At 45.9% G+C, this 22,389-nt stretch carries 19 protein-coding genes and 5 tRNA genes; 19 read left to right on the plus strand and 5 right to left on the minus strand.

The features are described 5' to 3' along the window. The first annotated feature begins 223 nt into the window (after nucleotides 1-223). The 13 genes from KDN34_RS09445 to gloA all read left to right on the plus strand — a co-directional run bounded on the left by KDN34_RS09445 (nucleotide 224) and on the right by gloA (nucleotide 8,096). Nucleotides 224-299, plus strand: a tRNA-Asn gene (locus KDN34_RS09445). Between the two features lie 43 nt (nucleotides 300-342). Next, nucleotides 343-418, plus strand: a tRNA-Asn gene (locus tag KDN34_RS09450). Nucleotides 419-441: 23 nt separating this feature from the next. Beyond that, nucleotides 442-517 (plus strand) — tRNA-Asn (locus tag KDN34_RS09455). 29 nt (nucleotides 518-546) lie between these two features. Beyond that, a tRNA-Asn gene (locus tag KDN34_RS09460) sits at nucleotides 547-622 on the plus strand. A gap of 28 nt (nucleotides 623-650) precedes the next feature. Continuing rightward, a tRNA-Asn gene (locus tag KDN34_RS09465) sits at nucleotides 651-726 on the plus strand. 174 nt (nucleotides 727-900) lie between these two features. After that, complete coding sequence (gene rsxA, locus KDN34_RS09470) at nucleotides 901-1,479, plus strand: electron transport complex subunit RsxA (protein ID WP_212596592.1); 579 nt, start codon at nucleotides 901-903, stop codon at nucleotides 1,477-1,479. Between the two features lie 12 nt (nucleotides 1,480-1,491). Next, on the plus strand, nucleotides 1,492-2,034 hold the full coding sequence (gene rsxB, locus KDN34_RS09475) for an electron transport complex subunit RsxB (protein ID WP_212593563.1): 543 nt from the start codon (nucleotides 1,492-1,494) through the stop codon (nucleotides 2,032-2,034). 12 nt (nucleotides 2,035-2,046) lie between these two features. Next, nucleotides 2,047-4,281, plus strand: coding sequence for an electron transport complex subunit RsxC (gene rsxC / locus KDN34_RS09480; protein ID WP_228730302.1), 2,235 nt, complete (start codon nucleotides 2,047-2,049; stop codon nucleotides 4,279-4,281). 1 nt (nucleotide 4,282) lies between these two features. Continuing rightward, nucleotides 4,283-5,332: an electron transport complex subunit RsxD gene (rsxD, locus tag KDN34_RS09485; protein ID WP_212593564.1), complete on the plus strand. Its 1,050-nt coding sequence runs from the start codon at nucleotides 4,283-4,285 to the stop codon at nucleotides 5,330-5,332. Between the two features lie 36 nt (nucleotides 5,333-5,368). Then, on the plus strand, nucleotides 5,369-5,992 hold the full coding sequence (gene rsxG, locus KDN34_RS09490; protein WP_407695799.1) for an electron transport complex subunit RsxG: 624 nt from the start codon (nucleotides 5,369-5,371) through the stop codon (nucleotides 5,990-5,992). Continuing rightward, nucleotides 5,989-6,687: an electron transport complex subunit E gene (locus tag KDN34_RS09495; RefSeq protein ID WP_212593566.1), complete on the plus strand. Its 699-nt coding sequence runs from the start codon at nucleotides 5,989-5,991 to the stop codon at nucleotides 6,685-6,687. Before rsxG ends, KDN34_RS09495 begins: the two co-directional genes overlap by 4 nt. 36 nt (nucleotides 6,688-6,723) lie before the next feature. Next, nucleotides 6,724-7,365, plus strand: a complete 642-nt coding sequence (gene nth / locus KDN34_RS09500; protein ID WP_212593567.1) for an endonuclease III — start codon at nucleotides 6,724-6,726, stop codon at nucleotides 7,363-7,365. Between the two features lie 320 nt (nucleotides 7,366-7,685). After that, the gene (gene gloA / locus KDN34_RS09505) at nucleotides 7,686-8,096 is read left to right on the plus strand and encodes a lactoylglutathione lyase (protein WP_212593568.1); all 411 of its coding nucleotides are present in this window, start codon (nucleotides 7,686-7,688) and stop codon (nucleotides 8,094-8,096) included. 99 nt (nucleotides 8,097-8,195) lie between these two features. Here gloA and KDN34_RS09510 read toward each other — a convergent pair whose 3' ends face one another. Continuing rightward, nucleotides 8,196-10,727 carry a TonB-dependent receptor plug domain-containing protein gene (locus KDN34_RS09510; protein WP_212593569.1) on the minus strand — a complete coding sequence of 844 codons (2,532 nt, stop codon included), beginning with the start codon at nucleotides 10,725-10,727 and terminating at the stop codon, nucleotides 8,196-8,198. 680 nt (nucleotides 10,728-11,407) lie between these two features. After that, nucleotides 11,408-11,743: a Grx4 family monothiol glutaredoxin gene (locus KDN34_RS09515; RefSeq protein ID WP_212593570.1), complete on the minus strand. Its 336-nt coding sequence runs from the start codon at nucleotides 11,741-11,743 to the stop codon at nucleotides 11,408-11,410. A gap of 223 nt (nucleotides 11,744-11,966) precedes the next feature. Here KDN34_RS09515 and sodB point away from each other — a divergent pair, with 223 nt between their 5' ends. The 4 genes from sodB to KDN34_RS09535 all read left to right on the plus strand — a co-directional run bounded on the left by sodB (nucleotide 11,967) and on the right by KDN34_RS09535 (nucleotide 17,624). Further along, nucleotides 11,967-12,548 carry a superoxide dismutase [Fe] gene (sodB, locus tag KDN34_RS09520; protein WP_212593571.1) on the plus strand — a complete coding sequence of 194 codons (582 nt, stop codon included), beginning with the start codon at nucleotides 11,967-11,969 and terminating at the stop codon, nucleotides 12,546-12,548. A 287-nt stretch (nucleotides 12,549-12,835) separates the two neighbouring features. Then, entirely contained in the window at nucleotides 12,836-14,770 is a 1,935-nt protein-coding gene (locus KDN34_RS09525) for a PrkA family serine protein kinase (protein ID WP_212593572.1), read from the plus strand. Between the two features lie 52 nt (nucleotides 14,771-14,822). Beyond that, nucleotides 14,823-16,091 carry a YeaH/YhbH family protein gene (locus tag KDN34_RS09530; protein ID WP_212593573.1) on the plus strand — a complete coding sequence of 423 codons (1,269 nt, stop codon included), beginning with the start codon at nucleotides 14,823-14,825 and terminating at the stop codon, nucleotides 16,089-16,091. Between the two features lie 9 nt (nucleotides 16,092-16,100). Beyond that, complete coding sequence (locus tag KDN34_RS09535; protein ID WP_212593574.1) at nucleotides 16,101-17,624, plus strand: SpoVR family protein; 1,524 nt, start codon at nucleotides 16,101-16,103, stop codon at nucleotides 17,622-17,624. A gap of 66 nt (nucleotides 17,625-17,690) precedes the next feature. Here KDN34_RS09535 and fadR read toward each other — a convergent pair whose 3' ends face one another. Beyond that, nucleotides 17,691-18,410, minus strand: coding sequence for a fatty acid metabolism transcriptional regulator FadR (gene fadR, locus KDN34_RS09540; protein ID WP_212593575.1), 720 nt, complete (start codon nucleotides 18,408-18,410; stop codon nucleotides 17,691-17,693). A gap of 292 nt (nucleotides 18,411-18,702) precedes the next feature. On the opposite strand from fadR, the gene nhaB reads away from it, so the two are divergent. Together nhaB and dsbB are read left to right on the plus strand one after the other, a co-directional pair. Beyond that, on the plus strand, nucleotides 18,703-20,295 hold the full coding sequence (nhaB, locus tag KDN34_RS09545; RefSeq protein ID WP_212593576.1) for a sodium/proton antiporter NhaB: 1,593 nt from the start codon (nucleotides 18,703-18,705) through the stop codon (nucleotides 20,293-20,295). A 95-nt stretch (nucleotides 20,296-20,390) separates the two neighbouring features. Continuing rightward, a complete protein-coding gene (gene dsbB / locus KDN34_RS09550; RefSeq protein WP_212593577.1) occupies nucleotides 20,391-20,903 on the plus strand; it encodes a disulfide bond formation protein DsbB in 513 nt (170 codons plus the stop codon). A gap of 32 nt (nucleotides 20,904-20,935) precedes the next feature. On the opposite strand, the gene KDN34_RS09555 is transcribed toward dsbB, so the two are convergent. Further along, nucleotides 20,936-21,376: a YcgN family cysteine cluster protein gene (locus tag KDN34_RS09555; RefSeq protein WP_212593578.1), complete on the minus strand. Its 441-nt coding sequence runs from the start codon at nucleotides 21,374-21,376 to the stop codon at nucleotides 20,936-20,938. 32 nt (nucleotides 21,377-21,408) lie between these two features. Beyond that, on the minus strand, nucleotides 21,409-22,383 hold the full coding sequence (locus KDN34_RS09560; RefSeq protein ID WP_212593579.1) for a lytic murein transglycosylase: 975 nt from the start codon (nucleotides 22,381-22,383) through the stop codon (nucleotides 21,409-21,411). Nucleotides 22,384-22,389 lie beyond the last annotated feature (6 nt).

A 22,389-nucleotide genomic window follows, 5' to 3' on the forward strand; every position in this document is an offset into this window, starting at 1 on the left:
ACGCCCCTCATCCCCACCTGATCTGCGGAATAATCCGTCAGCAAATGCTTGCCTTAGCTGTTATTTTTTAAGCATTATCCTGCGAATTTATGCAGTAAAGCGGTCTCGTGGACATTAGATAAGCAATTAAGCCCATTACAACGCTTTTTTTGAAATGTCGAGTTGACTCAACTTCGAGAGCGATTTACTATGCGCTCCGTTCTTCAGAGACGCAATCTGCGATTCCCCTGTAGTTCAGTCGGTAGAACGGCGGACTGTTAATCCGTATGTCACTGGTTCAAGTCCAGTCAGGGGAGCCACTTTGAAGACACCATCTGCAATATTGATGGTTTTCTGTATCATTCCCCTGTAGTTCAGTCGGTAGAACGGCGGACTGTTAATCCGTATGTCACTGGTTCAAGTCCAGTCAGGGGAGCCATACAGAAATATCGAAAGGTTTGTTCCCCTGTAGTTCAGTCGGTAGAACGGCGGACTGTTAATCCGTATGTCACTGGTTCAAGTCCAGTCAGGGGAGCCATTTCGACTATCAGTAGTTTCAGAGTCTGTTCCCCTGTAGTTCAGTCGGTAGAACGGCGGACTGTTAATCCGTATGTCACTGGTTCAAGTCCAGTCAGGGGAGCCAATCTGAGTTTTATCATGCCATCCATCATTCCCCTGTAGTTCAGTCGGTAGAACGGCGGACTGTTAATCCGTATGTCACTGGTTCAAGTCCAGTCAGGGGAGCCATCATGATATCAAAACACTCGCATCAACCTAAGCTGTGATCCCGCTCGCAGTTAAAATGCAAACTTATCTCTCTCTGTGTTGTCACATTCGCATTAATCCCTAAATTTCATGTGTTGTTAATACCGGACGAAACACCGATAATAACTGCCAAGAAATTGTAATACTGTGAATATGATGAGTGATTATCTGCTGTTGCTGATTGGCACAGTGCTGGTCAATAACTTTGTCCTGGTAAAATTCCTGGGGCTTTGCCCATTCATGGGGGTATCCAGTAAGCTCGAGTCTGCTATCGGTATGTCGATGGCAACAACTTTTGTGCTGACCCTTGCCTCCATTCTCAGTTATCTGGTGAACCAGTATCTGTTGCTGCCTTTTGATCTGGGTTATCTACGCACGATGAGCTTTATTCTGGTCATTGCGGTGGTGGTGCAGTTTACCGAAATGGTGGTGCAGAAAACCTCCGCCTCATTGTACCGGGCGTTAGGGATTTACCTGCCGTTGATTACCACTAACTGTGCCGTGCTTGGGGTAGCGTTATTAAACGTCAATGAACAGCACAATTTCATGCAGTCTGCCGTATATGGCTTTGGTGCAGCCTTAGGCTTCTCTCTGGTGCTAATCCTGTTCTCTGCGATGCGCGAGCGTCTAGCCGCTGCAGACGTCCCGTTACCTTTTAAAGGGGGGGCCATAGCGATGATAACTGCGGGACTCATGTCTTTGGCCTTTATGGGCTTCACCGGTTTAGTTAAATAGAGTGGAATTCTGATGCTAATAGCTGTTGTTCTATTAACACTGCTGGCACTTGTGTTCGGCGTAGTGCTGGGATTTGCTGCCGAAAAATTCAAGGTTGAAGGGGATCCCATCGTCGACCAGATTGAATCGTTACTGCCACAGACTCAATGTGGTCAGTGTGGTTACCCTGGTTGTCGTCCTTATGCAGAAGCAATTGCTAATGGCGAGAAAATCAATCGCTGTCCACCTGGTGGCACCGCAACGATGGAAAAGCTGGCAGATCTTATGGGGGTTGAGCCTGAACCATTAACTGCCGCAGCTGAAACTCAGATTAAAAAAGTGGCCTACATCCGCGAAGAGGAATGTATCGGTTGTACCAAATGCATACAGGCATGTCCTGTCGATGCCATTATTGGTGCTGGGAAATTAATGCACACCGTGCTGACCAGTGCCTGTACCGGGTGCGATTTGTGTGTTGAACCCTGCCCGGTCGACTGTATTGAAATGATCCCAGTTGAACAGGATCTGCGTAGCTGGGACTGGAAACTCAACGCCATTCCCGTTAAGACGCTGTAAGAGGATTTTCCATTGAGTCTATCTGCATCTCCTGAGCAAGCAATCCTCTGGCCTTTAAAAGGCGGCATTCATCCGCCAGAAATGAAGCAATTATCGAATAACTCGCCGATTGAGCGACTACCGCAAGCACAGGAATATCTGCTGCCGCTGCCCCAAGTAGGCGAAACCGCCGCACTCATCGTCAATATTGGCGATCATGTGCTGGGTGGACAGGCGCTCACCCGCGGAATTTCGGCCATGTATCTGGCAGTACATGCCCCCACATCTGGCACCATTACGGCTATTGAACCACGCCCCAGCAATCATCCCTCTGGCTTACCGGTGTTAACCTGCGTCCTGCAAGCGGACGGGCTCAATACCACCGTCCCCTTTATCGCCGCCGATGCCACACAACTGACGCATGATCAGATATTGCAGAGAATTCGTGATGCTGGCATTGCGGGGATGGGCGGTGCAATGTTTCCGAGCCATATCAAGCTTAACCCTGCCAGTAAGATCGAGCAGTTAATTATCAACGGCGTTGAATGCGAACCTTACATCACTTCTGATGACCGCTTAATGCGGGAGCACGCAGGGGGCATTCTCAAAGGTGTGGCTTTGATGCAGCAGCTGATTACACCTAAGCAGATCATTATTGCGATTGAAGACAATAAGCCTGAAGCAATCCTGTCGATGAAAAAAGCGCTAGCGGCCTCGATGCTCGCAGGTAGCTGTCGATTGCAGGTCATTCCCACCAAATATCCCTCTGGTGGCGAAAAGCAGCTGATCCAAATTCTCACTGGCCGTGAAGTGCCGTCCGGCGCCATTCCCGCACATTTAGGTATTGTGGTGCAGAATGTCGGTACTGCATTTGCTATTCAACAAGCCGTGTATGAAGGCAAACCACTGTTAGAAAGGGTCATCACCGTGACCGGCAACAATGTCGACAAACCCGGTAATTACTGGGTTGCTATTGGTACGCCAGTGCGACACATTCTGGAACAGACCGGATTTAACACAAGCAACGCAGAGCAAGTCATCGTGGGTGGCCCCATGATGGGTTACACCCTGCCAACCATTGATGTGCCGGTATTAAAAGGTAGCAACTGCTTGTTGTTGCCACTGGCCACAGAATTATCCAGTGCCACGATGGAGCGCTCCTGTATCCGCTGCGGAGAATGCGCCCAAGTGTGTCCGGCCGCCCTATTGCCACAACAGCTCTATTGGCACGCTAAAGCGACTGAGTACGACAAGGCGGAAAAATTCCATCTGCAAGATTGTATTGAATGTGGTTGTTGCAGCTATGTCTGCCCGTCTGAAATTCCACTCGTCGAATACTATCGGGTTGCTAAAGCGGCCATTCGTAAAACCCGCGATGAAAAACTTCATGCAGAACATGCCAAATTACGTTTTGAAGCGCGTACACAACGTTTAGAGCAGGAAAAACAAGACCGTGAAGCAAAGGCCCGTCAGGCAGCAGAGAAGCGCCAGGCCACCATGTCCGGTGATGAAAAAAGTGCTGTGGCCGCTGCGTTGGCACGCGTAAAAGCAAAACAAGCCGCGAAAGAGACTGACGCATTAGCTGACACAGTGAATACTGCGCCAACAACAGATAAGCAAGCCGCTGTTGCCGCTGCTGTCGCTCAAGCTAAAGCTAAAAAAGCGCAATCAGATCAGCGCAATGACACCAGTAATGATGCCTCTGCAACAGTCGTTGATAATAAAAAAGCGGCGGTTGCTGCCGCGATTGCCAGAGCCAAAGCTAAAAAAGCGCAAACAGATCAGCACAATGGCGCCAGTAATGATGCCACTGCAACAGTCGTTGATAGCAAAAAGGCGGCGGTTGCCGCCGCCGTTGCCAGAGCCAAAGCCAAAAAAGCGGCAATGATTGCAAGCGCGGAAAATCCTACGGACCGGCCAACTACAGTTGAAAATACTGAAGCAGCAACACCCGAAAAAATGGCTGCCGACGGTGAAGACGTAAACAACAAAAGTTCTGCAGGCAATCTGCCAGAGACTGCCGCAATCGCAAGTGACACCACAACCGCAGATGCCGACAAAAAAGCCAGAATCGCTGCCGCCGTTGCTAAAGCCAAGGCCAAAAAGGCGCTAGCGCCTATTGAGCCAGATACGACTGAAACTCCAGCGTCAACGCCAACGCCAACGCCAACGCCAGATAATGATGACAAAAAGGCTCGCATCGCCGCAGCAGTCGCGAAAGCCAAACAAAAAGCCCGCGAGCGAGCTCACGAGCAGGAGAAAAACTGATATGGCATTTAAAATTGCCTCATCCCCACATCTCACTCGTCAGTTGCAAACCAACACAGTGATGCAACGAGTATTGTTATGTGCCCTGCCAGCACTGATTGTTCAATGTGCATTCTTTGGATGGGGCACCTTGATCCAGGTGATCTTCGCGATGCTGATTGCGTTACTCAGTGAATCGCTGGTATTACGGCTACGCCAACGGCCTGTATTGGCCACCATTTCCGATAATAGTGCGCTGCTGACGGCATTTCTGATTGGTGTGGCAATTCCACCGCTAGCGCCCTGGTGGTTAGTCCTGATCGGAACAGCTTTCGCTATCATTATGGTCAAGCAGCTTTATGGTGGGCTCGGCCAAAATCTGTTTAACCCGGCGATGGCGGCGTATGTACTGTTGTTGATTGCTTTCCCTGTGCAGATGACCAGTTGGGTTGCACCGATAACCGCCGCGCAGCACTCACCTGGATTTTTCGATAGTCTACACATTATTTTCAACGCTACTCAGATAGATGTCGCAGATAGTTACCGTCTAGGGATTGATGGCACCAGTATGGCAACGCCACTGGATACCATAAAAACGGATCTACACATGGGCCTGTCTGCCAGCGATAGTCTGCAAAAACTGATTTTTAATGGTTTTGTCGGTAAAGGTTGGTTTTGGGTCAATCTCGCCTATCTTGCTGGCGGATTGATAATGCTGCGGCTGAAGCTTATTCGTTGGCATATCAGCGCCGGGATTTTAGGTGCATTGCTGATCTGCTCAACCGTTGCATGGGCTTGGGACCCACAAACCCATGTGAGTCCTTTGATCCACCTGTTTAGCGGTGCCACGATGATCGGCGCATTTTTTATCGCCACTGATCCGGTAACAGCGGCAACCAGCAACAAAGGTAGGTTGCTTTTTGGTGCCATCATCGGTGTACTGGTCTACCTGATCCGCAGTTATGGTGGCTACCCTGACGCGTTTGCATTTGCGGTGCTATTGGCCAATATCAGTGCCCCATTAATCGATTTTTACATCAAGCCGCGGGCCTATGGTCACCAACGTGGATAGTGGTTGGAGTAAGGAGCAATTATTTTGCAAAACACTATGTTGAGAAACGGCTTGTTACTTGGACTTTTCGCCTTGATCTGTACCGCGTTGGTTGCAGCAGTCAACCTGATGACCAAGGAAACCATCGTTGAGCAGCAACAGCAACAGTTGATGAATATTCTGCATCAGATTATTCCTGACACATTGCATGACAACGAATTATCTCAGACCTGCACCCTGCTGCATGCACCGGAAAGTTTAGGGACTACACGGCCCCTGCCCGCCTACATCGCTATGAAAAATGGTCAGCCCGTTGGACTGGCTATTGAAGCCGTGGCCCCCGATGGTTACAACGGTGAAATTCAACTGATAGTTGGCGTGCGCAACGACGGAACTGTGTTGGGTGTCCAAACCTTATCGCAGCAGGAAACTCCAGGACTTGGCGACAAAATTGATAGCCATAAATCCAACTGGGTAAAGAGTTTCGCGGGCATGGTTTATAACAGTCAAAACGACAAAAAATGGCACGTTAAAAAAGATGGTGGTGATATTGATCAGTTCACTGGTGCCACTATCACACCAAGGGCCTTTACCAAGGCTCTGCGTAACGCCTTACGTTATTTTGAAGCGAATAAGGCTGCAATATATCGTCAACCATTAAATTGTGAGGTAAGCAAATGACCTCGTATCGTGAGATTGCTTGGCAAGGGCTCTGGAAAAACAATCCTGGGTTGGTACAGCTTTTGGGGTTATGTCCCCTACTCGCCGTGACGGCGACCATCACCAACGCCATCGGTCTTGGGGTTGCCACCATGGCGGTGCTCGTAGGTTCCAATGTCCTGGTATCTCTGGTCCGCGACTTTGTCCCCAAAGAAATCCGCATTCCGGTGTTTGTGATGATCATTGCGGCACTGGTCACTGCGGTGCAGTTACTGATCAATGCCTATGCTTATGGCTTGTATCTGTCGCTCGGGATCTTTTTGCCGTTGATTGTCACTAACTGTGTGATCATTGGACGTGCTGAAGCGTTTGCCTCTCGAAATAATCCACTGAAAGCCGCCTTTGACGGTCTGATGATGGGTTCCGGATTTACCTTAGTGCTGATGGTATTGGGTGCCATTCGCGAGATTTTAGGTCAAGGTACCTTGTTTGATGGTGCCGACCAACTCCTCGGCGCTTGGGCTACAAATTTGCGCATTGAAGTTTGGCATGTCAACACCTCCTTTTTGTTAGCAATGCTGCCACCAGGCGCATTTTTTGGTGTTGGCCTGTTAATCGCACTCAAAAATGTGATCGATCGAAAGCTCGCTGCACGCCAACCGAAAATAACAGAAACAGTCGCGGTGCAGCGCGTGCGCGTGACCAAGGTTAACTAATGCCAATAGCTCATTTGTTTCTGTAAAGGATGGACAGTGAATAACGCCAAACGAATTGAAATACTGAAACGTCTGCGGGACAGCAATCCCCATCCTAAAACAGAACTGCACTATAGCAGCCCTTTTGAACTATTAGTCGCTGTGACCTTATCGGCTCAAGCAACCGATGTCAGTGTTAACAAGGCGACGGCTAAATTATTTCCGGTAGCCAACACTCCCAGAGCAATAACGGAACTCGGAGTTGAAGGGCTGAAACACTACATTAAGACAATTGGTCTTTATAACAACAAAGCCATCAATGTTGTCGCACTATCACAAAAGTTGCTGGATGACTTTGATGGACAAGTGCCAGAAAACCGTGAGGCTTTGGAATCTTTACCGGGAGTAGGGAGAAAAACAGCTAACGTGGTACTGAATACGGCTTTTGGTTGGCCCACTATTGCCGTAGACACCCATATTTTCAGAGTGGGTAACCGCACTAAATTTGCGCCGGGCAAGAATGTGCAAGAAGTCGAAGAAAAACTACTGAAAGTAGTGCCCGCTGAATTTAAAGTGGATGTTCATCACTGGTTAATCTTACATGGCCGTTATACCTGTATCGCCAGAAAACCAAGATGTGGCAGTTGCATTATTGAAGATTTGTGTGAGTACAAAGATAAGCTGTACCCTGATTCATAAAAAAGCCGCCCGTAAGGCGGCTTTAGCTCATCGAATACGCTCAACAAAGGCACATCAGAAAATTTGAGCAATAAGTGCAGCAAATACCAGTGCGATGACGCATGTAGTCCCCAAAGCCATTTTTAATTCAGTCGTCATTGTTATCTCCATGAGTTAGCATCGACTTCATTATTAATTATGCAACAATAAATACAACAATACGTTACAGAATATGTGACCTATCAAACACCGCAATCATAGTACAGTGCGTTGTCGCACATTTCCGAAAATTAGCCTTTTAGCTTAACGTGCCTAAAGGCAACATCAAGAAAGGGGTAAATATGTCTCAGGTTTTACACACAATGATCCGCGTGGGCAACCTTGAACGTAGTATTGAATTTTATACAAAAGTTATGGGTATGAAAGTACTACGGCAATCAGAAAACCCACAATACAAATATAGCCTCGCCTTTGTTGGCTATGAAGAAGAAAGCAAAGGTGCGGCAGTCATAGAATTGACCTATAACTGGGGGACTGATAAGTACGAAATGGGTAATGCCTTTGGACATATTGCAATTGGTGAAAAAGATATTTATAGCCGTTGTGAGGCGATTGCCGCGGCCGGAGGTAAAGTCACACGTGCTCCAGGTCCTGTTGCCGGAGGCACTACCGAAATTGCATTCGTAGAAGATCCTGATGGCTATAAAATTGAGCTGATCCAGATGAGTTCAGCTGAAAAAGGTCTGGGCTAATCCTATCTGCTAATAAAAATGTGCATCAAAAAGCCCTCTAATGAGGGCTTTTTAATTAGATAAAGTCTCCCAAATTCGGGAGACTTTGCTCTGAGGCGATTAGAACTTGTAGCTTACGCTACCATAGATCTGACGGCCTACAACGTCATATACCTGTGGAGAGGTACCGCCGTCGCTACCGTTAGACACATATGAAGGATTTTCATCAGTGAAATTCTTCACGCCAGCAGACAGACTCAGGTTATCAGTGAAGTGATAAGTACCCACGATGTTGTGGTACATTACTGCATCCGCCTTAGTGCCATCACCTAAATCGTAATCCAGCATGCTGCTCAGATAACGGTTGTAGTACATCAGGCTCCAGTCACCCTGAGAAGCAGTGATGCTGAAGTTGTTACGCCACTGAGCGTAACCACCCATGTTACCGTCTACATAACCTTCATAATCGATCCCATCTTGTCTGTAGTCGATCAGATAAGTGGCATCGTTGTTGATGGCCCAATCCAGACCCAAGCCTTCAAACTTGTAGGCGACGTTAATGTCAACACCGCTGGTTTTTACAGTACCGACGTTAGTCAAAGCTGAAGTCAGGTTGCTGATGTCGCCATCAGAAGTCACGTTGATAGCAGCACATGCTGAAGAATCGCCATTGTAACAAGCGTCGAGGTTAGCCTGAACGTCAAGACGGCTGATGGCATTAGTGATGTTAAACTTCCAGTAGTCAATGGTGGTTGAAAAACCGTCCAGATAACTTGGTGAGTAAACAATACCAGCTGTGTATGACTCTGATTCTTCAGGTTTCAGATTTGGATCTGAGGTGTAGTTCACTAGCAGTTGTGCGTCTTCTGAATTGCCCCATGGGTCAGTCAGGTAATCGTAAGAACCAGAGTTACCACCGAACAGTTCGCTGATGTTAGGTGCACGGAAACCGGTAGCCACCACACCACGCAGCATGACATCATCAGTCATTTTATAGGTTAAACCGACTTTCCAAGTAGCGGCCTTACCGAAGGTGTTGTATTCGTCGTAACGCAGCGCAAAATCACCAGTCAACTTCTGAGTGAATGGCACACTGACTTCTTCGTATACAGAGATAACGTTGTAATTACCGCTGGTAGGATCCTGCTGAGCTGCTGTACTCTGACCGGCAACAATGATTGGGTCTGGAGTATAGTAACCAGACTCGTAACGATATTCAGCACCGATTGCAAAACTTACGGCACCAGCATCCAGTTGGAACAGGTCACCACTCAAGTTAGCCTGTACATCGTTCTGTTCGTTACCGCCGTGGTTGGTTTCTAAGTAGCTGATGTCATCTGCATATTCAGATGGCACAGTATCACTGTAGAACCATGCGTCCTGGTCAGCATAGATAGAGTCTGCCATTAAAGTGGCATTGACAGAGTTTTGGGTACCAGTGGTAGCTTTGTTCTTACCATAGGTATATGAAACGTCCCAAGTCATGCCGTTAGCAACGTTCAAAGTGCCTTGCAGATCCAATGAAGCACGATAGGTATCAGTGTCCTGAGTATAAATACGATCACCAACACCATTAGTACGTTGTTTGTATTCTACCTGTCCGTTGTCGTCAGCAGTAATGCCGGCAGCGGTCATAGCGCTGTCTAATGTTACGCAGTTACTGGTAACAGAACCGCTACAAACATCGAGCATAATATCGGCTGGCTGAGGAGCCATCTGCTGATGAGACTTACGTTTGGTATACAGCAAGTCACCAGTCAGAACCAGATCATTACCCAATTCCTGAGTCATATTGGCAAACAGACTGTAGCGTTTTGATGGAGTCTGATAATAACTATCGGCAGTGTAATCGTAACCATAGTCACGAGCATACCAGCTACCATCTGCGGCAGAACGCATGCCATTCAGAGTGCCTTCCGGGATGTATGAACTTGCACCAGCTTCAGTCCAATTACGATCAGCCTGAATAACACCGTTACGTTTTGAAACAGCGGCACCAACAGTGTAGTTGCCACCGTTATTGGTATTGAAACCATACAAACCGTTCAGTTCGTAGGTCTGGCCATCGCCTTTATCGGTAGTAGATGACTTGGCATCTAATTGACCGCCTTCATAGTCTTTCTTAGTGATGATGTTCACTACCCCGGCAATCGCATCTGAACCGTATACTGCAGAAGCACCATCTTTCAGGATTTCTACACGTTGGATCATTGCAACTGGGATGGCGTTAAGGTCAACAGCACTATCTGCGCCTGAACCTGAGTTCACCATACGGCGACCATTCAGCAGTACCAGAGTACGCTTAGAACCCATACCACGCAGGTCTACGTTAGCGACACCGTCAGAACCGTTGTTGGTAGTTGAACCTACTGGAGCACCAGCCATTGAAGTCTGATCCTGCAGCAGTTGGTCTACAGAGGCATACCCCTGGGCAACGATAGTATCTGCACTGATAGAAGTCACGGGAGACGCAGTCTCCATGTCTTGGCGTTTGATACGAGAACCGGTAACTTCAATGCGCTCTACATCGCTGTTAGTAGCGGTAGCTTGATCTGCTGCGGCTGCAGCATGTGCAAAGCCTACAGAACCTGCAGATACAGCAGCAATCAGAGACAATCTGACAGCTGAAGCAATCTTATTAGTTTTAAGCATTAAAAACTCCCTTACTTCCTGGTTTTGTTTTACAGCCGATTTTTTATATTTATTCACACCTGAAAATCAGGCGAGTGAGAATACTGTCGCCAAGTAAACAAGGCGTCAATCCCGTATTTACAAACCCGAGTAACACAAAATGTTTATTAATTGTTTCATTTATGTTCCATTTTTATTTAAAACAACAATTGGATTAATAATTAGCAGTAAAATTAACCTGTAAATGCTTTTAAAATAGTCATATTTAATAATGTTACATGTAAATATTGTCTATTTTCATTAACAATACCCTTGGACATTTTTGTGATCGATATCACATTTCAAAATGTGACAAGGAACTTGTCAATAACCATGCAAAGCAAGACTACACAAGCATTTGCCCACACTTCAGCTTCGACAATGACAACATATTGTTATAATTGTTTATATTTTGTTTATATGAAAATTATTTGTTATTTTTATAATTACGTTTGTTTATGTTTAAATACATAATCTGTGTTAACAAAAATAAATTAAATTTAATTTTAACAATTTATTTAAAAGGAAATGAGCAGCACAATAACAAGCAAAGATGAACTATCATAAAGGTGACAATTGGGGTAAATGTTAAATTTTATGCGGCTAGGAATGTGAATAAAAAAACCGCACTAGGCGGCTTTTTCTTGAGCATATGATTTAAGTTATTCTTCTTCTTTTCTATATTTATCAGCGGTTTCTTTAATAAGCGTCTGAAGTTCACCCTTCTGATACATTTCAGTCACAATATCACAACCACCAATCAGTTCCCCTTCAACCCAAAGTTGTGGGAAGGTCGGCCAATTTGCATATTTAGGCAATTCTGCACGGATATCTGGATGCTGCAGAATATCAACGAACGCGAACTGCTCGCCAATATTGATCATGATTTGAGCAACTTGGGAAGAGAAACCACAACTTGGCAGCTTAGGTGAACCTTTCATGTAGAGGATGATTGGATTTTCGCTAATCTGACGCTTAATTTTTTCAACAGTATCCATTTTGATTCCTGAGTATTAATGGAGTAGGTATTGCTGACTATTGTACGCCACTCAGTAGGCTAACAAAAACACAGGAAAAGTATGGTTTTTAAATGCATACATTCTAATGTAAAGCAACTACATTTTTAAGCAAAACGATGATGCACTTCACAAATTTTATCAGTACAATAGCATCCAGTGAGCATGTTCAAGAATGATAACCCAAGTCAATGGAGAGATAACAATGGCTTTCGAATTACCTGCATTACCATATGCAAAAGACGCATTGGAACCCCATATTTCCCAAGAAACACTCGAGTACCACTATGGCAAACACCACAACACTTATGTGGTCAACCTGAATAAACTGATCGCTGGTACCGAGAATGAAGCTAAGTCTCTGGAAGAGATCATCAAATCAGCTACCGGCGGAGTGTTTAACAACGCAGCCCAAGTTTGGAACCACACTTTCTACTGGAACTGTTTAGCGCCTAATGCTGGTGGTGTGGCGACTGGTCCTGTCGCAGATGCAATCGTTGCAGCTTTCGGCTCATTTGAAGCCTTTAAAGAAGAATTTACTAAAAGTGCCACTGGTAACTTTGGTTCAGGCTGGACCTGGCTAGTGAAAAAAGCTGACGGTTCTCTGGCAATCCAAAACACGTCCAACGCTGGTTGTCCATTAACCGATGGCGTAACTCCAGTGTTGACTGTAGATGTCTGGGAACACGCCTATTACATCGATTACCGTAATGCCCGCCCTAACTACCTGGCGCATTTCTGGGAATTGGTAAACTGGGATTTCGTGAACAAAAACTTTGCTGCTTAAGCAAAACGAATACGTCAAAAAGGAGCCTTAATGGCTCCTTTTTTCATTTAAAAGTAATGCCTACTTTTACCGCAAAAAATCTTGCCTACTTCGGAAAAACCATCCCTATAGCGTTTTGATAACCTAGTTGCAACAACTGCAAATATTGCTTTTGCAACTATTTCCCCTTGTTTTTATTTATGTTTTTTTTGACAACGCCCACAAAATAGTGTCTAAGATTAAGTGTAGGTCACTACATAACGAGAGTTTCCATCCAGAGATAAGCTTGGTGTTTCAGGGGGTTTAAGATGGGTATATTCGAGCATTATCAGCAGCGCTACGAGAAGAAACTCGAGGAAGAATTTACACTTCAAGAGTTTCTGGATCTTTGCAAAAAGGACCGTACAGCATACGCATCGGCCGCAGAACGATTGCTCATCGCAATCGGTGAACCGCAAGTGATCGATACGTCAAAAATTCCGGTGTTAAGTCGACTCTTTTCTAACCGAGTTATTTCCCAGTATCCAGCCTTTAAAGATTTCTATGGTATGGAAGAGTCTATAGAGCAGATTGTGTCCTATTTACGCCACTCTGCTCAAGGACTGGAAGAGTCGAAACAGATCCTCTATTTACTCGGCCCGGTAGGTGGCGGTAAATCCTCATTAGCGGAAAAACTGAAAGCATTGATGCAACAAGTGCCGGTATATGTGTTGACGGCAAATGGCGAAAGAAGTCCTGTCAACGATCACCCATTTTGCCTGTTTGACCCTGAAGAGGATGGCAAATTGCTGCAAGAGGAATATCAGATCCCATTGCGCTATCTGAAGACCATCATGTCACCTTGGGCAGTAAAACGTCTGCACGAGTTTGGTGGCGATATTTCTAAGTTTCGAGTAGTAAAAGTTTATCCTTCGGTACTCGATCAAGTTGCGATTGCCAAAACTGAGCCAGGTGATGAAAACAACCAGGATATCTCCTCTTTAGTGGGTAAAGTCGATATCCGCAAACTAGAACATTTTGCACAAAATGATGCGGATGCTTATGCCTATTCCGGAGCGCTGTGCCGGGCCAATCAGGGGTTGATGGAATTCGTCGAAATGTTTAAAGCCCCCATCAAGGTACTACATCCATTGCTGACGGCAACGCAGGAAGGCAATTATAACGGTACCGAAGGGTTATCAGCCCTGCCCTTTAGCGGCATTATTCTGGCTCACTCAAACGAGTCTGAATGGAGTGCGTTTCGTAATAATAAGAACAATGAGGCATTTCTCGATCGTGTTTATATCGTCAAAGTACCTTATTGTCTGCGGGTTTCTGAAGAGATCCATATCTACGAAAAACTGATCACTAACTCTGAACTGGCACATGCCCCATGCGCACCTGGCACATTGGAGACGCTGGCGCAATTCAGTGTGCTTTCTAGGATTAAATCTCCAGAGAATTCATCGATTTACTCTAAGATGAGGGTATATAACGGTGAGAGTCTCAAAGACACTGATCCTAAGGCAAAGTCCTATCAGGAATACCGGGACTATGCTGGCGTCGATGAAGGGATGGAAGGTTTGTCAACGCGTTTTGCCTTTAAGATCTTGTCCAAGGTGTTTAACTTTGACAGAACTGAAATCGCGGCTAACCCGGTACATCTGTTCTACGTGCTGGAAAAGCAGATTGAGCAAGAGCAATTCCCGTCAGATACTGCCGATAAGTATCTGGAATTCCTCAAAGGTTATCTGATCCCGAAATATGTCGAATTCATTGGCAAAGAAATTCAGACGGCGTATTTGGAATCCTATTCCGAATATGGTCAAAACATCTTCGACCGTTATGTTATCTACGCCGATTTCTGGATCCAGGATCAGGAATACCGCGATCCCGAAACCGGACAGCTGTTTGACCGTGCATCACTGAATGCTGAGCTTGAGAAAATCGAGAAGCCAGCAGGGATCAGTAATCCCAAAGATTTCCGTAACGAGATTGTCAATTTTGTATTGCGTGCTAGAGCCAACAACGATGGTAACAATCCGAACTGGACCAGTTACGAAAAACTTCGCACAGTCATTGAGAAGAAAATGTTCTCAAATACTGAAGATCTGCTGCCAGTTATTTCTTTCAACACTAAAACGTCGACCGAAGATCAACGTAAGCACGATGACTTTGTCAGTCGGATGATGGAGAAAGGCTATACCAAGAAGCAGGTACGTCTGTTATCTGAATGGTACCTGAGGGTAAGAAAATCCTCGTAGTCCGGTGGCGAGGCCGGCATAGCGGCCTCGATTCTTACTTTGGGAGGTGCTTATGGCGAATTTCATCGACCGGCGGTTAAATGCCAAAGGCAAGAGCACGGTTAACCGCCAACGTTTTATCAACCGCTATAAACAGCAGATAAAAAAGGCGGTTAGCGATGCGGTAACGCGTAGAAGCGTTACTGACATCGATAAAGGCGAAAAGATCAGTATTCCGACAAGGGACATCAGCGAACCGATATTCCATCAGGGTCAAGGGGGTGTACGTGAACGGGTACATCCAGGCAACGACCAGTTTAGTCGCGGCGATAAAATTGAGCGGCCACCTGCTGGCGGAAGCGGTGGCAGCGGTGCCGGTGATGCATCAGATAGTGGTGAAGGTCAGGACGATTTTGTATTTCAGATCTCCAAGGATGAGTATCTCGAACTGTTGTTTGAAGACCTGGAGTTACCCAACCTACAAAAAAATCGCCTCAATAAATTAGTGGAATATGAAACCTATCGGGCAGGTTATACCACCGATGGAGTGCCGACTAATATCAATATAGTGCGCTCACTGCGCTCGTCTTTGGCACGCCGCACAGCAATGACTGCGGGTAAAAAACGAGAGCTTAAAGCGCTGGAGCAGGAGTTAGATGAGCTGCAGAACACCGCCGGAGCGAGTGCCGACCGGATCATGGCGCTCAAGCTACAAATTGAAGAGTTGAAGCAGAAAATTAAAAAAGTACCGTTTATCGATACGTTTGATTTGCGCTTCAATAACTTTGCTAAACGCGAAGTGCCAACAAGCCAAGCGGTGATGTTCTGTCTGATGGATGTTTCTGGCTCAATGGATCAGGCCACCAAGGATATGGCAAAACGCTTCTATATTCTGTTGTATCTGTTTCTAACCCGCACTTATAAAAATCTGGAAGTGGTCTATATCCGCCACCATACCCAGGCAAAAGAAGTCGACGAACATGAGTTCTTTTATTCACAGGAAACTGGCGGCACCATTGTCTCCAGCGCGTTAAAGCTCATGCATGAAATCCAGCAAAAGCGTTACCCTGCGGATGAATGGAATATCTATGCTGCGCAAGCATCAGACGGCGATAACTGGGCAGATGACTCGCCTTTATGCCATCAGTTACTGGAGAAGCAAATCCTGCCATTTGTACGCTACTTTTCGTACATTGAAATTACCAACCGGGCACATCAGACGTTGTGGAGGGAATACGAACAACTTACTGAAAAATACGACAATATGGCAGTCAGAAACATTCGTCAGGTAGAAGATATCTACCCGGTATTTCGCGAACTGTTCAAGAAGCAAGCAGTATAAGGAGGCTTTATGGCAAAAACCAAGTTACGTCGTCAGCCACTTAGTGATGGCCCAGAATGGACCTTTGAACTGCTTGAAACGTATGAAAAAGAGATTGCCAGAGTCGCGGAGCATTATCGGCTGGATACCTACCCCAATCAGATTGAGATCATCACGGCTGAGCAGATGATGGATGCTTATGCGAGTGTTGGCATGCCGATTGGTTACACCCATTGGTCATTCGGCAAGCGCTTTATCGAAACTGAACAGGGCTATAAGCGTGGGCAAATGGGATTGGCCTATGAGATTGTCATTAACTCAGATCCCTGCATTGCTTACCTGATGGAAGAAAACACCATCACCATGCAGGCGTTAGTGATTGCGCATGCCTGTTACGGACACAACAGTTTCTTCAAAAACAACTATCTGTTTAAAACCTGGACAGATGCCAGTTCGATTATTGATTATCTGGTATTTGCCAAAAACTACATCAGCCAATGTGAACGTAAATATGGCGTTGAGGAGGTCGAGACCATTATCGATTCCTGTCACGCGCTGATGAATTATGGGGTCGATCGTTATAAACGGCCTGCCCACATCTCATTTAAAGAAGAACAGCAGCGGCAACAGGAACGTGAAGCTTATCTGCAGAGTCAGGTGAATGATCTCTGGCGTACCATTCCCACCAAGCCAGCGGAGCAAAAACTGGCGGGGAATAAACGTTTTCCGCCAGAACCACAGGAAAACATTCTTTATTTTATTGAGAAAAAAGCACCATTGCTGGAACCGTGGCAACGTGAAGTGGTGCGGATTGTGCGCAAACTTGGTCAGTACTTCTACCCGCAACGCCAAACACAGGTAATGAACGAAGGCTGGGCAACATTCTGGCACTACACCTTACTTAATCATCTTTATGATGAAGGGTTGTTAACTGATCGCTTCATGTTGGAGTTTTTACAAAGTCACACTAATGTTGTGGCTCAACCCGCTTACAACAGTCCGTATTACAGTGGCATCAATCCGTATGCTTTGGGCTTTAACATGTTTTGTGACATTCGCCGGATCTGTGAACATCCCACAGAAGAAGATCATCGCTGGTTCCCAGATATCGCCGGCAGTGACTGGCTGGAGACCCTGCATTTTGCAATGCAGAACTTTAAGGATGAGAGTTTTATCAGCCAATATCTGTCACCTAATCTTATCCGCAAGTTTAAGCTGTTCAGTGTTCTCGACGACGAGCGTCAGGAATATCTGAGTATTTCAGCCATTCACAATGACCAAGGATATAAGGAAATTCGCCAGATCCTGTCGTCACAATACAACCTGTCAAATAACGAACCCAATGTTCAGGTGTACAATGTCAACGTCAATGGGGATCGCTCTCTGACGTTGCGATATGTTCCGAATCGTGGCATTCCGTTGGCCAAAAGCAGTGCTGAGGTGCTTAAGCATCTGCATAGGCTTTGGGGATTCGACGTGATACTTGAACAGATGGACGACGATGGCGACGTGAGAATTATTGCGGCATGTCCAGAGAAAAATGCGGCCGCATAACATCCCAGCTGTAAAATGAACAAGACCGCCTGATGGCGGTCTTGTTCAATCGGGAAGCCGAGACAATTATTGATTATCTTGCGCGATTTCTAGCGGCATCGCATCTCGCATTTTCTGCCACATAATCCCACTATCTTTGCCGTAGCCGCGCATCAGTTCAGGGACCTCTGCGAAACGGCCGGCACGGGCCAATTTTTCCAGATTCAGATAAAAGTCCAACGCGAGTTTTCGAGACTCAGCACTACCAAAATAATAACGCCCTACTCGGCCATAAAGACCTTTGAAACCGTTAAGGATCAGCACGTACAACGGATTGCCCGATGAAAATGCCAGCGTATGGTGCAACTTATAATCAAAATCGGTATACGCTGCGGCATCGTCCGTCAAATCATGCGCCTTAGCCAACGTGTCAATGGCAACATTCGGGTTATTACGCAAGGCACCGCGGAAATAAATGGTGCTGATGTTAGTGCGCGCCGATAACAGCTGATCCACTAGAACCGGGAAGCCTGACGGATTCAGATCTGCAATAGTTTCCAAAATATTGAGACCTGAAGTTTCCCAAAAATTATTCACTTTGGTTGGCTTACCATGTTGAATAGTTAGCCAGCCATCACGAGCTAAACGTTGCAAAACTTCACGTAACGTCGTGCGGGTAACACCGATGAGTTCTGACAACTCACGTTCAGCAGGAAGAATAGAACCTGGTGGAAATTTATTTTCCCAAATCGAGCGAACTATATATTTCTCTGCAAAGCTTGCAGGCCCTTTGGCATTGATGATCATCAGCCCAATTTTCCAGTGGTGACAGTGATTTTGGAAACTGATCATACCAGAGACAAAAAAAATGAAAACCTTCAAACTATCGACTACCGCTATCAGTCACTATCCGGTAGCCCCGCCGCGGCACTTAATTATAAAATTAACTGCCCAGCTCCCATTTTTACTATCGGATACCTCAATTTTAAGTCTGAATTCAGACTGGTCATGACAATACTCTAGGGTTTGCGCTAGACTGAGCCATTCACAAATCCAACAATTTTTATAACGTCTTATAACAACTTGAGAGAGGGTAACCATGCCAATGCCATTAAGTCAGGCTTTCATGGGCAACTTCTTGGGGAACTCGCCCAAGTGGTACAAGCTTGCGATTCTGTGTTTTTTAATTATCAATCCGATTCTGTTCAGTATTCATCCCTTCCTCGCTGGTTGGTTGTTGGTTGCCGAATTTATCTTTACGCTGGCGATGGCTTTAAAATGTTATCCGCTGCAACCTGGTGGTCTGCTTGCCATTGAAGCGGTAATCATTGGCATGACCAGTCCGAGTCAAGTGTTACATGAGTTGGAAGCCAACCTCGAAGTATTGCTGTTATTGATCTTTATGGTTGCGGGCATCTACTTCATGAAGCAGTTATTGCTTTATGCCTTTACTAAAATGATCACAAAAGTGCGCTCCAAAATCGCAGTTTCGTTGATGTTCTGTCTGGCGTCCGCATTTCTTTCGGCATTTTTGGATGCGTTGACGGTAATTGCAGTGATTATTGCGGTCGCTGTTGGCTTCTACTCGATTTATCACAAAGTGGCTTCTGGTAAAGATTTCAGCGACGACCATGACCATACTGATGATGGTGACGGACAGTTAAATGCCGAAGAGTTGGAGAACTTCCGTGGATTCTTGCGTAATCTGCTGATGCATGCGGGTGTTGGTACGGCCTTAGGGGGGGTTTGTACTATGGTTGGGGAACCGCAAAACCTGATCATCGCAGCTCAGGCCAACTGGCAATTTTCCGAGTTTGCCCTGCGCATGTCACCGGTTACTGTACCCGTGCTGCTGATGGGTATCCTCACTTGTTTGATCGTCGAGAAATTCCATCTATTTGGTTATGGCGCAAAACTGCCAGATGCAGTGCATCGTATCCTAGTAGATTTTGCCAATCACGAAGATGAAAGCCGTACGACAAAAGACAACATCAAGCTGGTCATTCAAGCTTTAGTGGGTGTCTGGCTGATTGTTGGCTTGGCATTCCATCTGGCGTCTGTGGGTCTCATCGGATTGTCGGTGATTATTTTCACCACATCCTTTAACGGCATTACTGATGAACACGCATTGGGTAATGCCTTTAAAGAAGCATTGCCATTTACCGCACTATTGGCCGTCTTTTTCTCGGTGGTTGGTGTGATTATTGATCAACATCTGTTTGCCCCGGTAATTCACTGGGCACTGAGCTATCAAGACAATAAACAGCTGGTTATTTTTTATATTGCTAACGGCTTGTTGTCGATGGTCAGTGATAACGTGTTTGTCGGAACGGTTTACATCAACGAAGTTAAAGCCGCGCTGATCGATAACCAAATCACTCGCGATCAGTTTGATCTGTTAGCCGTGGCCATTAATACCGGGACGAACCTGCCATCTGTCGCTACACCAAACGGACAAGCCGCGTTCCTGTTCTTGTTAACTTCAGCCTTAGCGCCGTTAATTCGTTTGTCCTACGGACGCATGGTCTGGATGGCACTGCCCTACACTATCGTCCTGTCTGTTGTCGGGATTCTGTCAATTGAAACGGGATTTTTACAGGAAGCCACGCAGTATTTTTACGATTCACATATGATCTTGCATCACAGCATGCAAGAGGTCATCAAAAACGCCGCAGAACATGGCGTGCACTGATTTTTATTGATGTCTTTTGACTGAACCAAGCCGATTCAGTAAAGTCTAAAAAGCGCCTATGGATGTCTGGGCGCTTTTTCTTTGGAGCATCAAACTTGATTTCATTACAAAAATTCGCCCATTCGCGTCTAAGTTGGCTGGTTCTACTGTTAAGTGCGGTTGCCCTAGAGTTATCGGCGCTGTTTTTTCAATATGGGATGAAACTAGATCCCTGTGTAATGTGTGTCTACCAACGCGTTGCCGTTTTGGGCCTTGCTGCTGCCGGGATTGTCGGTCTGGTAATGCCATCTTTCCGATTAATCAGAGTTATTGCGGCCATTATCTGGGGAATTAGTGCTGGGTGGGGGTTAAAACTAGCGATAGAACTTAACGATATCCAACAGGATCCCTCCCCGTTTGCTACTTGCTCCTTTATGCCGGATTTTCCGAAATGGTTGCAATTGCACGAGTGGTTTCCATCAGTATTTATGCCAACAGGTATGTGTACTGATATTCCCTGGACGTTTCTGGGCGTCACCATGGCGCAATGGATGATAGTGGTGTTTGCGACCTATCTGTTTGCCTTAGCTATTTATATTTTGCCAATTCTGCGCCGCCCCCATTACTAATACCGTAAGCAGGAAGGTTCTCGTCTTCCTGCTTAATCAATATCCTGTAAGGGCCAGATCACGATATAATCTTCCAGCTCTCTGACTCGGGTTTCACTGACAATTTTACCCTTTACCGACATTCCCATTTTGTGCATCTGCTTTTTATTCCCGGTTAACAACGGATGCCAACTGGGCAATGATCTGCCGAGGTATAAACGCCGATATGCACAACTGTCAGGTAACCAGTCAAGCGAAGCAATATTTTGTGGGGTTACTGCAGTGCACTGTGGCACCAGCTCAAAACGCTGTGAATAGTGGCTACAGCGACAATCTTTATCTGACAACAACTTGCACGCCACATTGGTGTAGTACAACTTGTCTGTTTCATCATCAATTATCTTGTTAAGACAACACTTACCACAGCCATCACACAGCTGTTCCCATTCGTCAGTTGTCATCTCTTCGAGGGTTTTAGATAACCAAAAAGGCATTTCAAATATACCTGTCTTCGGCCAATGAACGATCAGTCAATCTGTAGCGCTTTAATCTTTTCAGAAAGATGTGCCACGGCCAACACGACATAATCATCATGCTGTAACTTCTTCAAGGCCATGTAATTGTCATATATGAGGTACTGTCTCCCATTAACGCCATCAGGCATGATCAAAGACACCTTCATATCTTTACGTTGGGGTAACGCTTTGCCATCGTATCGCTTAACACCCAGCGCTTGCCATTCGCTAAAACTCGTTTGATATTGCGTACCCACCAGTGATGATTTTAGCTGTTTCGGTGCTCTTACCTGACGACCCCATGTTTGGCTGATATCCCAGTTGTAGGATTTTAAACAGTTAGCGGCGGTGGCAAAGATATCTAGCGGATTGTTCCAGATATCGACTTTGCCATCATTATCGCCATCAGCGCCACAGTCACGATAATCGGATGCAGACAAATGTAGTTGCCCTAGCGCACCATCACTGTCACTTAATAGCTGTTCCGCAGTATTTTGCTTGTTATCAATTAACGATAACGCAGTTAAAAAATCCCTCTGGTATATTTTGGCATCATCTTGATGTTTATATGCCAGTGAAGCAGTAACCGAGAGTATCGGATAGGAAGCCACACGCTGACCGTAATCCGATGCCATGCCCCACCAAGCCAAAACAAACCTCGGTTGCACCTTATATTTTTCCGCCAGTGCTTTATATTCAGCCTTATGTGCACTGTAGATTTTCTGGCCAGATAACGCTCTTTCTTCAGTCGCCGTTGCTGGCAAATACGTTTCCAATGAACGGACATTTTTTTTAGTAGAGGCTTCAGCACGCTTAAATAATTTTATATGGGCGAATTCCGTTTTGATGGTTTCAGCACTTATGCCAGCATCCTCAGCCTGCTTTTTAAGAAATGACAGATAAGTTTGGAAATCTGCGGTACTGGCCTGAACCGTTGCAGACAGAGCTAAACTTGACCCAATAAATAGTTGCTGAAGGCGTCCCATAGAAAG

Origin of the sequence: Shewanella yunxiaonensis, from assembly GCF_018223345.1 — a bacterium.
In the GTDB taxonomy this organism is placed as follows: domain Bacteria; phylum Pseudomonadota; class Gammaproteobacteria; order Enterobacterales; family Shewanellaceae; genus Shewanella; species Shewanella yunxiaonensis.